The sequence below is a fragment of the Algoriphagus sp. AK58 genome (assembly GCF_014324365.1).
Taxonomy (GTDB): domain Bacteria; phylum Bacteroidota; class Bacteroidia; order Cytophagales; family Cyclobacteriaceae; genus Algoriphagus.
In genome coordinates this window covers 15,345-28,338 of record NZ_QEIG01000026.1, presented here as the reverse complement: position 1 = coordinate 28,338, position 12,994 = coordinate 15,345, and the positions used below count along the sequence as shown (strand labels likewise).

General features: G+C 40.8%; 13 protein-coding genes. 1 reads left to right on the top strand and 12 read right to left on the bottom strand.

Features of this window, described 5'->3' with window-relative positions; translation table 11 throughout:
• Window positions 1-182 (bottom strand): hypothetical protein (locus tag DDT91_RS20515; RefSeq protein ID WP_222718690.1); only part of this gene is annotated, 182 nt, incomplete at its 3' end.
• Between the two features lie 83 nt (window positions 183-265).
• On the opposite strand from DDT91_RS20515, the gene DDT91_RS19375 reads away from it, so the two are divergent.
• Window positions 266-1,549, top strand: a complete 1,284-nt coding sequence (locus DDT91_RS19375; RefSeq protein ID WP_187177853.1) for a glycosyltransferase — start codon at window positions 266-268, stop codon at window positions 1,547-1,549.
• Window positions 1,550-1,759: 210 nt separating this feature from the next.
• On the opposite strand, the gene DDT91_RS19370 is transcribed toward DDT91_RS19375, so the two are convergent.
• The 11 genes from DDT91_RS19370 to DDT91_RS19320 all read right to left on the bottom strand — a co-directional run bounded on the left by DDT91_RS19370 (window position 1,760) and on the right by DDT91_RS19320 (window position 12,980).
• Window positions 1,760-2,950, bottom strand: a complete 1,191-nt coding sequence (locus tag DDT91_RS19370; RefSeq protein WP_187177852.1) for an ATP-binding protein — start codon at window positions 2,948-2,950, stop codon at window positions 1,760-1,762.
• 762 nt (window positions 2,951-3,712) lie between these two features.
• Window positions 3,713-4,063, bottom strand: coding sequence for an STAS domain-containing protein (locus DDT91_RS19365; RefSeq protein WP_187177851.1), 351 nt, complete (start codon window positions 4,061-4,063; stop codon window positions 3,713-3,715).
• A gap of 245 nt (window positions 4,064-4,308) precedes the next feature.
• Window positions 4,309-5,394, bottom strand: coding sequence for a glycosyltransferase family 4 protein (locus DDT91_RS19360; RefSeq protein ID WP_187177850.1), 1,086 nt, complete (start codon window positions 5,392-5,394; stop codon window positions 4,309-4,311).
• Window positions 5,394-6,512, bottom strand: coding sequence for a glycosyltransferase (locus DDT91_RS19355; RefSeq protein ID WP_187177849.1), 1,119 nt, complete (start codon window positions 6,510-6,512; stop codon window positions 5,394-5,396). Before DDT91_RS19355 ends, DDT91_RS19360 begins: the two co-directional genes overlap by 1 nt.
• Window positions 6,505-7,392, bottom strand: coding sequence for a glycosyltransferase family 2 protein (locus tag DDT91_RS19350; RefSeq protein ID WP_187177848.1), 888 nt, complete (start codon window positions 7,390-7,392; stop codon window positions 6,505-6,507). The genes DDT91_RS19355 and DDT91_RS19350 overlap by 8 nt, the downstream gene beginning before the upstream one ends.
• Window positions 7,385-8,260, bottom strand: coding sequence for a glycosyltransferase family 2 protein (locus tag DDT91_RS19345; protein ID WP_187177847.1), 876 nt, complete (start codon window positions 8,258-8,260; stop codon window positions 7,385-7,387). Before DDT91_RS19345 ends, DDT91_RS19350 begins: the two co-directional genes overlap by 8 nt.
• Entirely contained in the window at window positions 8,250-9,401 is a 1,152-nt protein-coding gene (locus DDT91_RS20905; protein ID WP_187177846.1) for a glycosyltransferase, read from the bottom strand. Before DDT91_RS20905 ends, DDT91_RS19345 begins: the two co-directional genes overlap by 11 nt.
• On the bottom strand, window positions 9,398-10,501 hold the full coding sequence (locus DDT91_RS19335) for a glycosyltransferase (RefSeq protein WP_187177845.1): 1,104 nt from the start codon (window positions 10,499-10,501) through the stop codon (window positions 9,398-9,400). Before DDT91_RS19335 ends, DDT91_RS20905 begins: the two co-directional genes overlap by 4 nt.
• Entirely contained in the window at window positions 10,494-11,324 is an 831-nt protein-coding gene (locus DDT91_RS20900) for an FkbM family methyltransferase (RefSeq protein WP_187177844.1), read from the bottom strand. The genes DDT91_RS19335 and DDT91_RS20900 overlap by 8 nt, the downstream gene beginning before the upstream one ends.
• Entirely contained in the window at window positions 11,317-12,090 is a 774-nt protein-coding gene (locus tag DDT91_RS19325; protein ID WP_187177843.1) for a glycosyltransferase, read from the bottom strand. The genes DDT91_RS20900 and DDT91_RS19325 overlap by 8 nt, the downstream gene beginning before the upstream one ends.
• Window positions 12,087-12,980, bottom strand: coding sequence for a glycosyltransferase family 2 protein (locus tag DDT91_RS19320; RefSeq protein ID WP_187177842.1), 894 nt, complete (start codon window positions 12,978-12,980; stop codon window positions 12,087-12,089). Before DDT91_RS19320 ends, DDT91_RS19325 begins: the two co-directional genes overlap by 4 nt.
• Window positions 12,981-12,994: the final 14 nt, after the last annotated feature.

Below are 12,994 nucleotides of genomic sequence, written 5' to 3'. Positions count from 1 at the left end.
TCAGAAGCAATCCAGTCAACACGAGTAGAAAATGTGAAAAATTGGTCTGAAAAAAACATCGGGCAAACCACTCTTTCCAAGAGATTAAAAACCTTAAAGTGGGATGCAAATAAAAAACCAAAAATGGCACAAATTTGACACCCCACCTGGAAGGTCTGATCATGTTCCTGAGCAAAATCCATTTGCCTCATTTTTAATACGTTTCATTAGCAATCCTGAAATCGGTAAAAGGTCTTAGGCTAAATTTTCCCAACTTGCATTCTCAATGAAGTCCGGTTCCAATTCCAAGCGCATAAAAGTTTTACACCTGATCAAAAGTCTAGGACGGGGTGGGGCAGAAAAACTGATTCCGGAAACCGCCTTGGTACATGATCAAAGCCGCTTTGAATTTCATTGCCTTTACTTTTACCACCAAGACGAGAACATCATTGACGAACTGGAGCGGGCAGGGATACAAGTTCATCTGATTCCCGCCGGAAATCTGGAGCTTTTCTTCCAAATCAAAAAAGTAAAGCATTTTATCTTGGAGCATGGCTTTGACATTATCCATGCCCACCTTCCCTGGGCAGGAATATTGGCAAGATTTGTAGGAAAGGAACTCTCCATTCCTATCGTATACACCGAGCACAACACCTGGGAGCGATACAATAAAATTTCCTACTGGGGCAACCGTCTATCCTTCAAGCATCAGGATGTAGCCATTGCGGTTTCCAATGAAGTGGCTCTTTCCATGAGGCTTAATTCGATTTGGGACCCCTATCGGAGAGGAGGAAGACTGAAAGTGAGAGTAGTGCAGAACGGGGTGAATACGGAGGTTTTTAGGAGGGAGAAGCAAGATCCGAGAAGGGAGACATTAGACGATAGACACAAGACACAAGACAATAGTCAAGAGTATCAAGGATCAGGTATCAAGTATCAAGATGGAGGGTACGCGAGTTTTGAAAATAGTGAGCGTGTTTTAGGTACTCCTACTCTCCGTGATCATTTGGGAATCCCTGAAAATGCACCTGTTATTGGAAAAGTAGCTGTATTTCGATCTCAAAAGCGGCTGTGGTTATGGGTGGAATTGGCCTTAAGAATCCTGAAAAAATGTCCTGAAACTCACTTTTTACTGGTTGGAGATGGAGAATGGAGGGAAAGAATTCTGAATCAAATCAAAAAATCCGGCAAGGGAACGCACTTCCATTGGGTGGGAGTGCAGAAGAATGTGGTCCCTTACCTCAGCCTGATGGATATTTACTTGAGCACTTCGGAGTTTGAAGGTTTGCCGATCGCCATGCTCGAGGCCATGTCCTGTGAAGTACCGGTGGTGGCTACACGGGCAGGAGGTATTGGAGAAGTCATTCAGCACGGAAATCAGGGCTTTCTCACCGAAATCGAAGAATGGGAAGGGTTGGAAGGCTACTGTGTGGAGCTGTTGCAAAACTCTGATCTCAGGCACACGATGGCTTTGGCCGCCCGAGAGCGGGTCATCGAAAAATTCAGCATGAAGCGGATGGTGAGTGAGTTGGAGGGGATTTATTTGGAGGTGATCAAGGTCGGGAAGTAAGGAGGTATGGGAGTTGGGAAGTTGATTGTATGTTGGTCCGGTTGTCTGCTTTACGTTGTCGGGCTTGCCTACCGGAGGCAGGTTGTCCAGTTATCCGGTTGTCCAGTTGTCGGCTTCTCGTCTGTCTACCGAAGGCGGGGATTATAAATCCCAAGGGTATTTGGGTTGAATTACATCCCGAAAGCTGTCGGGATCGACCCAGAGGGGGTATCAATACAAAAACCCAAAAAGCCAAAGTGGAATTTTGTTTTGGTTACCGACTTCAATTCCATCCGAGGCCATGAAATAGCCCGATTCAATGGGGCCGGAAAGGGATTTGTTTTTGCCACCCACCTCAAAAAGCCAGCGTTGATCTACCCAAAAATCTCCCTTTTTGGGCAAGGTCACCTGATGAGCTTGGGATAGCTGATTCAGAAAAAAGGTCTCTCTCAGATTTCCTTCATTCACATTTCTACCCAAAGCATAAGCTAGATTGGTATTTTCCAGGTAAAGTTTCTCCGGTTTTTGAAGCAAGGATATCCCTTGAGTATCTGAAAACAAGTTGGACGTAAGTTTAGATTCGGCCAAGTAATGAAAATAGGTCAATAAGGTCGTCCGATTGATTCCGATCTTTTCACTCAGCTTGCTCACATTGGGTATAAAAGGAACCGAATCCGCAATGATTCCCAAGAGCTGCTTCATCTTGGACACATAGGCGATGTCAAATTTCCGAAGCTGGGGAAGCTCGACCTCCAGGATTAGATTGACCACAGCTCTTACCTGTTGATCGATCAGATCACCGAATTCTCTACAAAAAGGGTAATAACCTAATCTCAAATAGCTCGGAAAATACTCCAATGGCTTGATTTCAGCCAAGATAGACAAGGCTTCTTGGGTATGATTTTCAAGAATCGCCTCAAGCGTCAACTGGGAAAATTCTTTGCCAGTCTCCAGCCGCAAAAATTCACGAAAAGACAAGCCCGCCATCTGATAGACCAAGGCTCGCCTACTTAGATCTCCTCTGGAATTAAGGATTTCCAAAAGTGATGATCCTGTAAAAATCACCTTCAGATCGGGATAGAAATCAAAGATATTTTTGAGTTCCTGAGACCAATTGGGATACTTATGTACCTCGTCCAATACCAAAAGCTCCCCGCCCGACTTGGAAAAATCATCAGCAAGGTCCAGCACGGAATGAGAAGCAAACCATAGATGATCCAAGGAAACATATAGTGCCTTGTTTTCCTTGCCTTGGTATTGTTGCTTGATGTATTGCAACACCAGGGTGGTTTTGCCCACTCCCCTAGCCCCCATGATGCCGATCATCCGATGGTCCCAACGGATCACTGACCCCAAACTTCTCTGAAAACTCAGATCCGTTCGAAGGAGTAATTTTCTGTAAAGCTCAATTAATTGATCCATTCTTTGGTGCAAAGAAAGGCAAAATTAGTCGATATTGTTTATTAAAATGAACATTTTTATCATTTTTCGTATATTACAATAAACAAAAATCACTTTTAAGAATGGGAATAGGGGGATTTTTTTTAGGGATTGCACATTCCAAGACAGGAGTAATAGATTGCAAATCTCGCACAGCGGAATTAGGTTATTGCCACGAAGGCTCGAAGGCAGAAAGGTTTTTACCACAAAGGTCTCCAAGATTTAAGTTGATCAAAGGTTTGGCTCCTTATGGACTTCCTTTATTCTTCGATTGAGATTTTCAAGATCTCAATGAATTCTTATTGTTCCATGGAAATCGTTATAACCCTGAAGGGCCTGCCTGCCGGCAAAGGCAGGGTCCAACTGTGAATAGCCCCGGGCCTGCCTCTGACGGCAGTCAGGTGCAACCCGGGGTATCAAAATTGCCGTTTGATCCCCAGCGCTGGTCCAGAATCATGAATTGGAACACCAGACACCATACCAGCGCAAGGAAACGAAAGGTTTATGGGGATTACAAATCCCAAGAAAAGAGTACGAGATTGCAAATCTCGCACAGCGGGTTGGTTTATTGTCACGAAGGCTCGAAGGCAGAAAGATTTTTACCGCAAAGAGCTTCAAGTGCCACAAAGGATTGCACATCTATGCAGCGTAGTCCAACGCTTTTTCCTTTTGCCATTGCGGAAATTGAACTGTTGATTCGAATTGGGCTTGCAAATCCCAAAACATACTAGGGTCGGATTGCAATCAATACGAAAGTAAAAACTCATCTCTTTCCTTTTCCGATGAAAAAGTAAGAAACTCCACATAAGTGGCTAGTTTTTGGGGATTTTTCATGGACGCCCTCACTTTACTGAGCATTTCAGAGACCTCTTTGGTAGGTGAAGAGAGCTCAACGCTTACTAATTTTTTTTGAACTTCCTCCATTTTGGTAATCAACTCGTGAGCTGCAGTGCGGGAAATAAACTGAATTCCTGTGAAATCCAAGATCAAGTGATGCACACCCTGTATCTCCGAAAAAATAGCAGTAACAGCAGATCTACCAGAAATCTGCCTTTCAAAAAACTCGGAAAGCTTGATCAGCTTAATTTTTTCCATGGGATCATGAAATTAAGTCTTTTTTTATTACTCCACATAGTTATAAACGGAAAATCCTGGTTTTAAGCCGGATACAGGAATCCTCAATTGAGCCAATGTAGCCGGAATTTGGGTACCAAACGGAGATATATAGGTCGAATTATAAATTCGACCCAGCGGGTTCGACCCAACGAAGAGGGGTAAATAAAAAATCCTGCTTCCGAAGAAGCAGGATCGCCTTGGAAATGACTGAATACTAGCCAATGCTATTCTAAAATCTCCCGATAGAACTTTTCAAATTTTATGGCAAGAGTGGAAAGGTTATAATCCGAAGTGACCAAATCAAACGCCGAATCCAAGATTTCTTTCTTCCGATCCTCGTCCATCTCCAACACCTCTTGTATGGCCTGCACAAAGCCTTTCCGGTTGCCAGGTTCAATACACCATCCCGTCATTCCTGATTTTAACACTTCCGGTATCCCCCCTACTCCGTAGGCCACTACGGGCACCCGGCAATACATAGCTTCTAAAATCACGGCAGGAAGCCCTTCGATTTTGGAAGGCATCACCAAGGCCTGAGCCCGGGATAGAATTGGAAAAATATTCGCCCGATTGGGCAAAAGCGTAACTCTATGCAAAAGACCTAAATCCAAAATCTTCCTTCGCATCTCCTCCTCCAAGGGACCTGAACCAAGAAAAACCAGATTCAGACTTTCATCCTGTAACTGAACAAACATATCAAGCATACCCAAAGAGTCCTTTTCGGGAACCCAACTGCCAATCTGAATCAGATACCTGCTTGGAGGCAGTTTCTGCACTTCTTTAAGTTTTTTATCTATATCCCTGGAGACAATACCGATTGGAATGGTGCGGCTCTTTTGTACGGGGAAGCGAAAAGTTTTAAAAAAATCGATTTGACTTGCTTCCGACACGGATATTACCCCCTCTAGCCTATCCACCAGAAACTGATTGAATTTCCGGTGCCAAAATCCCCGGATAAAATCCCCCATCTGATTGGCATTTCGATAAACCAACTTTGCTTTCCAACCAAAGATCAGTCGGGAGAAAACGGCGAATTTTAATGTGTCTGCGGCATTAGCCTGAACCAAATCCGGCTGAAATTCTTTGATGAGATCGGAAAGTTGTCTCCAGCCCTCAAAATCAAAAAACCGCCTTTGAAGCAGTCTGTCTAAAAAGATTAAATCCCCTTTAAAGCTAAGCTGTTTTTCATTTTTATATAGTGCGATTAACTTGACTTCATGACCTAAAGAGATTAAAGATTCCGAAAGCTGTATCGCAAAAATCTCTGCCCCTCTACGCTGAGGCTTTTGAATGAGTTGAAAGATTTTCATCAAAAAGAATTTTTGGTCTTTAACAAGACCAAATAGGTGTTTTCATATTCTTTAACAATCCTCGCAATTTCAAAATGCTCTGCAGCATAGTCATACGCTCTTTGGGTTCTTAACTTCCAATCAGTCAATGTCAATGCCTGATCCATCTTAACCAACAAATCGGTTTGATCCCCTACCTGATGAAAAAGAACCATCGATTCATCCACGCATTCTTTATTTTCTGGAATATCCGAGCAAATTATGGGAGCACGTGATAACATCGCCTCGATCAAGGCACCCGGAAGTCCCTCATAATGGGAAGGAAATACGAAAAAATCAGCGGCTGAAAATAAATCTTCAATGTTTTGGATAGTTCCTGAAAGAATAACCGAATTAGTTAACCCGAGAGAATGGATCACCTGCTCCAGCCTAAAGCGTTCCGGTCCCTCGCCTGCAATAATAAGCTTGATGTCGGGATATTTCTTTCTTAATTCGGCAAAGGCCCGAACCAATTCATCAAAACCTTTAGAGGGTATCAGTCTACCCACTGAAATGAATGTTTTAGTGGCAGTATGTTCCTTTCTTAATTTTCCAAATCTACCCAAATCCCGACCTCTTGGTATGACTTTAATTTTGTAGGCAGGGATTCCCAGTTGATTTGTATAGGCAGTTTTTATCACTTGGGAGTTCGAAATAAAAAGATCAATATATTTGGCAGTAGACTTATCCCAAAGCTTTAGGATTTTCACTTTCAACCTGACCTTCCAAGAAAGCTGATTAAGTCTGCGTGGAGCATAAGAGTTACTTACCAATCCTGTGATTTTTGGAATGCTTACCGGCAGGTACCTAAGGATCATATCCGAATGAAAAAGGAAGGAATGAATGAGGTCAGGCTGGATTTCCCGAACCAGCTTGAGTAGCCTTTTTGCATTATTGGCAAATCGGTAATTTCTAGGGAGAGGGAAAGAGATAACCCGGATTTCGGATTTTTGAAATTCAGGTAAAAGAGCCAATGAATCTGACAACACGCAAACTACCGGGGAAAAGTGGATCAACCGCCTCGCTGTCTCCAACAGACTTCGTTCTGCTCCTCCCACCTGTAATCCATCAATTAAGAATAAGACAATAGGCTTATCCAAGACTCAGGGTTTTTCCTTTTACTCCCCGGAAATAATGCCAAAACGCCAAAACTATCATTTGCATATTTTTCCAACCATAGCTTAAACCATATCTATATCCATAAAATGCTTTGACAGTCCACTTTCCTATTAATCGGGTTTTCATTGTCTGTTGGGTTAGGCTATCGGCGATATAGAGTAAATTTCGAAGACTGTAATATTCCCGCACCAAATTTCCCTTTTTACTGTAAACAGGCTGATGAAAATCCAATCGGTTTGTGGCCTTTCTCGCTTCCAAAAACAAGCCACAGTCCACTATCAACGTAAATCCCTGCCTTGATAACTTCAGGCAGAAATCAAGCTCTTCAAAACCAAAAAACAAGTCTTTATTCGGAACAATACCTGCTTTTACAACTTTGGCCGAAACCAACATACACATTCCACCTGCAATAGAGTCGACTTCAATCCAGTCTTTTCTTTCCAAGAGTCGGGTTTGGATTCGTTTGATTACCCCCTTTTTCCGATCAAAAAAATGTCCAACTGTACCCAAAACTCCGCAATAGGGATTTATATCCTTTATTGCCAATAATCGCTCAAAACAGTCATCCCGAAACGGAGGATCATTGTCATCTCCCCAAAAAATCCAGTCTGCACCCTCAGCAGTACAGAGTTCTAAACCTTTGGCTGCCGCACCTGCAGGTCCCGCATTATAGCCCATTCGGTGGCAACGAATCCGAGAATCCAAAAGCGTAGCTACCGCATGATCAGTTTCTAAATTTTCAGAATTATCAACTACCCATAAAAAATCCGGGGGATGTGTCTGGGAGAAAATAGCCTGAATGGTGGCTAAAAGGGTAGCCGGACGATTGTAAGTAACAATAAACCCTCCAAGTTTAAGCATCCTTCACCGTCTCCGTATATAATTGGCGGGCAATAAAAGGAAAACAAGCTATTAAAAAACGGCCCAAAGTGGCAAGTTTGGTAGGTTTATAGTATAGTGCCAAGATCAAATTCTTTCTTGATTTCGAAAATTCCCTAAATCTCATATGGTTCACCCCCAAAATCTGATGATAAAGGTGTTTCACATGTGCTGATAGGCTAGCTTGATGTTTATCCAGTATAAGATTCAGGGATTCCACCATGTTTCTAAGATTTTTACTGCCCCCGTCTGGTGAAGGATAATAAATGAAATTAGGCTTGGGGATCAATTTGATTTGAAGATTCTCTTTTTGAATTCTGATAAACAATTCTGTATTTTCCGCATAGGTCAGCCGCTCGTCATATCCACCGATTGACCAAAAAAAATCAGATTTGATCACCCACGCTCCCGGAATAAAAATAGCCTGTAACAAATTCCCATTGGCAGCAATCCTTGCTTTTTCAATTTGTTCCTGACCGGTTGGAGCAATTCTTCTCATTTCACAAAAAACCAAGGTGGGTGAAGATTTTATAGCGTCAACAAAATCAGGAATCCAATTCTCCGTAAAATCATCGTCATCGTCCAAAAAAACCAGGTAATCTCCTTGTGCCTGCTGGGCACCAAGATTTCGTGCCGAACTTACTCCCTGTTTTTTTCCTCTATGGATGTAATAGACAACGGAACTACCAGTGGATGCTAACTCCACTTCACGACACCTATCTAAGCTATCATCTACAATGATCAGCTCTGTTTCGGAAGTAGAAAGCAGAACCAACTTCTTTACAAGTTGACTTAATGCCCCCTGCCTGTTAAGCGAAGGAATAATGATGGAAAGTTTCTTAGCCGACATGCTCCAAGTCATCTAAGAATTGTGCTGTCCATCTAGTCAGGTTAAATTCCTTTTGACCAAACTGAAAGGCGGAAGCTTGAACTTCTACCAGTTTTTCTTGGTGTTTTAATAAATCCACAACCTTACTTTTAAATTCTTCCGCAGTCGAACCTTCCAATAAAAACGAAGATCCCTTGGCCATTTCAAATCCTCTGATGCCAAAGGAAGAAGAAACTATCGGTCTGCCCATCCAAATCGATTCGGCAATCTTGATATTCGATCCTGCACCCTCGAAAATCGGAGCGATGGCCATGGAATGAGTACGATAAACCTCAACCAAGTCCTTTACATTAATTAGGACCTGAATCGATGTATATTTCTTTACCACTTCCTTCAGTTCTTGATCATCCACAGGCAAATTAGAAACAAGCGTTAACATGGCCTGAGGGAAATCTTCCAAAACTAAAGGGAAAACTTCTCGAATAAACCATTTTATACCAGAAAGATTGGGTGGATAAGTCAGTTTTCCAACGAAAAGAATCCTTGGATCAGTGGCAGGAATAAAGGCTACAGGTCCTTGCTGTAAAAGCTGAAATGGAAGATTGGGTAGGAGTTTGAGATTTGCCTTACCCTGTTCCGGTTTTACAGTGAATCCAAGTGAGATCTGGGTTAGAAGTTGATTATAAATCCAAAGATTCATCCAAAGCACCTGAACCAACCGCATTTTTTTAAGCCATGAATCGGCTGTGGAAATTCGGGTTCTAAAATTCTCCTCCAACTCATCATCAATATCCACCACTACAGGAAGAGAAGATGGAAGATGAATCATAGGATGGATATACCGACAGAAGACAAATTGATATTTCTTCTCTTTAAATAACTCCTTAATCTGATCCCTCAAAAATTCAGAAGAACTATAAATCAAGCCTAGGCGGTGTAGAAACTTGTCTTTCCATGTCCTTGGCGCAGACAGAAATTTAAACTGAATCAGGTTTGAGGTATTCTCTTGCTGGGCGAGTCTAAAATCTTCCAGATTATCCAAAATCAGATAATCTATCAGATATCGACTACTCAAAGCATCTAGTAAAGCCAAAGTTCGTTGGCGTTTGCCATCGATGGGTGGAAACGGGCCTGAATAAGAAATAAAAAGAATTCGAGTCACTTAAAAATCCGGTTAATCAACGCTCCAAGCAATTTTCCATAGCGGATATGATTCAGCCGATACCGCTGGGGTCGAAGGATTTCAGAAATAAGTTTGGAAGTTTTAGAAGGAGAATAACCCAGTTCGTAGAAAAATATCCTAAGCTCAGGCAAAAGCTTCTGAAAGATCGTTTTTATTTCATCTTGGTCAAAAAAATACCTCCAAGAAAGTGGGGAACTTAAGCCTAGCCAGTCTTTATCTTCTAAAACCCAATTCCACTTTACCACTTCCTCTTGGTACCAAGCGGAAGCCTCATTGGCTTTACCTTGGTGAATCAAAACGCCGAGGCATCGGATCAGATGATTTTTTTGAATTTCTGAGATGTCTGCCGAGTGATGAGCAATTTCAGTAGAGTTCTCTGACAATTGAGAATCATTACAATGCGCACGTCGGTTGACTTCCGAAAGTGCCTGATACATCACCTTTGGCTGACGACTCATGCTATTAGGCACATAGCGATATCCTGCAATTACCTCAGGAATCGTTATTATTTTGAATCCTTTCTTTGCTACCCGTGTCCAATACTCCCAATCCTCACAGCTCTTAAGCGATGTATCAAAATCACCAATTGATTTGGCTACTGAATGTTTTAAAAAATGGGCTATGGGTGGTGCTTGATTAGTTCTAAGAAGAAACTCTGGGGAAAGTTTACTTACCGTAAATTGATGAGTATGAAAAAAGTCTTTCCCTTTAAAATAACTATATCCGCCAATAATCAAGTCCGCATTTGATTTTGAAATCTGAGAAAAAACAGCTTGAAAAGCACCTGCTAGGTAAATATCATCTGAATCAAGAAATCCGATAAAATCACCTTTCGCAACGGCTAATCCGATATTTCGTGCACTTGAAAGTCCTTGGTTGGATTGATGAATCACACGAATCCGTAAGTCCTTACGTGCTAATTCATCAGCAAGTCTGTCACTCCCATCGGTGCTTCCATCATTCAGGATGATGAGTTCCCATCGATTGAAGCCTTGGGAAAGAACGGAGTGAACCGCATCCTCCAAAAAGTCTATTTGATTGTAACAGGGACAAATGATTGAAAATACGGGCTTATCCATAGTTAAACCCATAAATCAATTCTCCATGCTCCTGAACATCAAATCCGAGGTTTCTTAAATATCCAGAAAAAAAAGCCTTAAAGGAATCGCTATGAGGCTCTACACTGATGCACTTCACGCCCCGGAGCTTATCTGACACGTGTGTATCTTTCAAAAAAACGGCTTCCTCAGCCCCTTCAATATCCAATTTAATGTAATCGACTGCACCTACTGGAAACCTATTGAAAACCTCAGATAGCGAAATAGAAGGGATGGCTTGAGCGTTTGCAGAAATACGATTTCCACTTACGGAAAATCCCCATTCGGAAGAATCTTTTTTTGGAAACACCCATCCCGATTTTGACCAGAGTGCTTTTTTCTCTAAAGTCCCTTTTTGGAAAGGCACATTCCGCACCAATACTGAACAATTACCCAAATGTGGCTCTATCAATAAACTTTTTAGATTGGGGAAAAACGAGAGTAAATATAAGGTCGACAAGCCAATATTCCCGCCCCCATCGATCATTTGCTTGAGTTCTAACCCCCTTTCAGAAAAAAACCGAACGACGGGAGCTAGTTCCTGATCGATAAGGACCTGTTTGAAAACTTGGGGATCAGAACTGTAAGGACGTAAATACACCGGAAAAATCGACTCATTGGATACCCAATCCACCCGAAGTAACCGATCTTCCCAACTTAAGTTTATTCCGGCTTTAATTCCCCAATCAAAAATCTTAAACAACGCTTTCAGCTCAGGAGTGTAGAAGATTCCAAATCTTCGGAGGATAAACAGAATCAGCCCCTTGAGTCCAAGAAGCTTACTAATCAGACGAACCTTAGTCACGGTTTCCTTTCAGCTTGAAATAGAGATACTGTTTCAGCATAGCTTTACTTTCAGTAGCGAAGCGAAAAAGGAAGGATTTGGATAGGTAGGTGTTCGGATACAAAACTATATGATGAACAAATAAACTAAATGCCTTCCAAAATCGATGTTCCTTAAGATAGGCAAATTCATCCTTCCAACTGTGATTCCAAAGATGTACGGCAAAACTTGACGAGGTAATAAAAGAAGAATAATCAAGTCCCTTTTTAGAAAAAGGCAAGGGATAAAAGTAGTCAGAAGGATAGATCTTAAGTTTATCAGTATCAAAATCCTGAATCAATTTATCAAACAAATCGGGAACTAGAACCAATCGATCCGGTTCAAAACTTAAAGATTGATAAACATTTAACACCTCCACCAAAAAAGGATGCTGCTTTACACCACCAAACACACCTACACCAATCTCACCAGGCAAATGTTCCCCAATAAAAAACGAATTTGCCAAAAGGGAATCCAAGGGTTTAAGCAATAGCATATCCGTATCTAAATAAATCCCTCCACACTTTTCTACGGCGAAAACTCGAGCCACATCAGATACAAAAGCATATTTCCCTAATCGATAAGCCTCCGCAGTAAACTCACAAAAATCAATAGGGAAATTTGATTCATCCCATAAGTTGAGCTGAAAATCAGGACAAAATTTTCTCCATGATTCCAAACAGGCTGCTTCTATCGAAGACATTGAATTTGGGCCAAACCAACAATAATGGATAATTTTAGGAATCAATTCTTCTTAAACAAAAATGAAAATAAAAATTGGAATGAGGTGGATCTAATAAAAAAATAAACACCTACAAAAGGATGTTTATATATATACTTCTTCCATAAAATCACTAACCAATTCAAATTATTGGAATATATAAATGGTTTGTCGATTAACAAGAAAGAAGATTTAACTACAAAAGTATTTTCAAGTAATTTTTTAAATTCATTGGACTCTAAAAAGTGAGTAGCTGAACCTTGATGTATTCTTACATGATTTAAAATTCTAGAATTAAATCCAATATTTCCAGTGAGGAACAGTTGATTCCAAAAATACCAATCTCCAGAAAAGCGAAACTTAAAAGGGAATTCCATATTCTTTAAGGATGACTTTCGAAATATAGCACAACTTACATTAAGAATTAAACATTTGTAAACCCCATACTCTTTCAAAAGATCCATACCAGAATATACAAAGTCCCTATCCCACAAGAAGTTTTCAAAACTTTTAAGCCATGTGATGGGTTTAAATTGTTGACTAGGTTCATCAAAATAATCAGAATTTGAGTATGCCAAGGAAACAGAAGAATCAGAAAAAAAAGGAATCAGACTATCTAGAAAATCTATTTCACACCAATCATCACTTTCTGCAATCCAAATCAGATCTCCCCTTGCTAGATCAAATCCTTTTTTCCAGAGTCCAAATGGAGAACCAGAATTTTTTGAATTACAAAACAAAAACTGCACCTTGCAGTTATTGACAAATTTTTTTAAAATTTCAACACTATCATCTGTTGAGCAATCATCTAATAAAATAATTTCAAAATCTTGATACGTTTGGTTTAAGATACTTTCAATTCTTTGGTTTAAGAATTTCGAATGATTAAAATTAGGAACAATTACTGATACTTTCATTTGATGAAATTGTA

What these genes read in the sequence shown, in the direction of transcription:
- DDT91_RS19365 (WP_187177851.1), bottom strand. Translation starts at nt 4,063, where the DNA reads ATGGAAAAAATTAAGCTGATCAAGCTTTCCGAGTTTTTTGAAAGGCAG.
- DDT91_RS19375 (WP_187177853.1), top strand. Translation starts at nt 266, where the DNA reads ATGAAGTCCGGTTCCAATTCCAAGCGCATAAAAGTTTTACACCTGATC.
- DDT91_RS19335 (WP_187177845.1), bottom strand. Translation starts at nt 10,501, where the DNA reads ATGGATAAGCCCGTATTTTCAATCATTTGTCCCTGTTACAATCAAATA.
- DDT91_RS19350 (WP_187177848.1), bottom strand. Translation starts at nt 7,392, where the DNA reads ATGCTTAAACTTGGAGGGTTTATTGTTACTTACAATCGTCCGGCTACC.
- DDT91_RS19345 (WP_187177847.1), bottom strand. Translation starts at nt 8,260, where the DNA reads ATGTCGGCTAAGAAACTTTCCATCATTATTCCTTCGCTTAACAGGCAG.
- DDT91_RS19360 (WP_187177850.1), bottom strand. Translation starts at nt 5,394, where the DNA reads ATGAAAATCTTTCAACTCATTCAAAAGCCTCAGCGTAGAGGGGCAGAG.
- DDT91_RS19320 (WP_187177842.1), bottom strand. Translation starts at nt 12,980, where the DNA reads ATGAAAGTATCAGTAATTGTTCCTAATTTTAATCATTCGAAATTCTTA.
- DDT91_RS19370 (WP_187177852.1), bottom strand. Translation starts at nt 2,950, where the DNA reads ATGGATCAATTAATTGAGCTTTACAGAAAATTACTCCTTCGAACGGAT.